2 protein-coding genes are annotated in these 920 nt (G+C 60.3%); both read right to left on the reverse strand.

Annotated features, from left to right (window positions below; genetic code table 11):
* On the reverse strand, window positions 1-208 hold a 208-nt coding region (locus tag E4K64_RS40000), incomplete at its 3' end, for a transposase (RefSeq protein ID WP_135163638.1).
* A gap of 437 nt (window positions 209-645) precedes the next feature.
* Window positions 646-920, reverse strand: a 275-nt coding sequence (locus E4K64_RS40005) for a transposase (RefSeq protein ID WP_209311901.1), incomplete at its 5' end; no start/stop codon positions are given.

A 920-nucleotide genomic window follows, 5' to 3' on the forward strand; every position in this document is an offset into this window, starting at 1 on the left:
CGGTGGGTTCGGCGATCCGACTCCCGCCGCCCGGACCGAAAACATCGGCAGCGCTGCCTTCGAGCTGGGCCTTCCACGATGTGATCTGATTGGGGTGAACGTCGAACTGCTCCGCCAGTTGCGCCAGCGTGCGGTCACCCTTGACGGCGGCAAGTGCCACCTTCGCCTTGAAAGCCGGAGTGTGGTTCCGCCGTGCTCGTCTGCTCATCGTCTCTCCTGATTCGCGGGTCAATCTTGCCCGCCGTCAGGCAGAAACTCCACTTATCGCGCTGTTCAGATTTGCGGGACCAGCTCAAGAGCCGCCCCGCTCAAGGAACAACGTGAAGTTCACTCAACGATCTTGGATTATTGAAGGATATGATCAGGCCATGTGTAGGGTGAACTTGGCTACTTGATCCGTACATAGGCGGCCAACGCGACCAGCCCAGGCTTGCACAAAATGTCTGACACGCCATTAAGCTATCACACTGTCCAGGCATGCATCGAGCCGAGGCGCTCACGAGCGGGCTGTCGACGCGAGCGTGAAGTCGCCTGCAGCCTCGCATGGAATGCAAATGTCGACCGAACCAGCCGACGGAAACGCTCGGCGACTGCGATGTGGCGAAATCGACGTCTTGGCACATGGTCGACCGTGAAGAACGTTGATCATGAGGTCTGTTGACGGGATGACCAGGCGCCGGCGAACAGGAAGGCGCAGCAGATCCGGACAAACAAAGTCGTGAGCCAGAGGATCAGAATCCGGAAGTTGTAGCCCGCGGCGGCAAGGACCGCGTTGGCGGCGTCGCCGCGGGTGCCGGCGAGATGATTTCGGTTCATCCGGTGCTCATTCTTGAGATGGCCTATCACCGGTTCGACCGCGGATCGGCGTCGGAAGGCGCGTTTGATTGCTGCGGTCACGCCACGCTTCTGGCCGGCGACAT

Origin of the sequence: Bradyrhizobium frederickii (genome assembly GCF_004570865.1) — a bacterium.
Taxonomy (GTDB): domain Bacteria; phylum Pseudomonadota; class Alphaproteobacteria; order Rhizobiales; family Xanthobacteraceae; genus Bradyrhizobium; species Bradyrhizobium frederickii.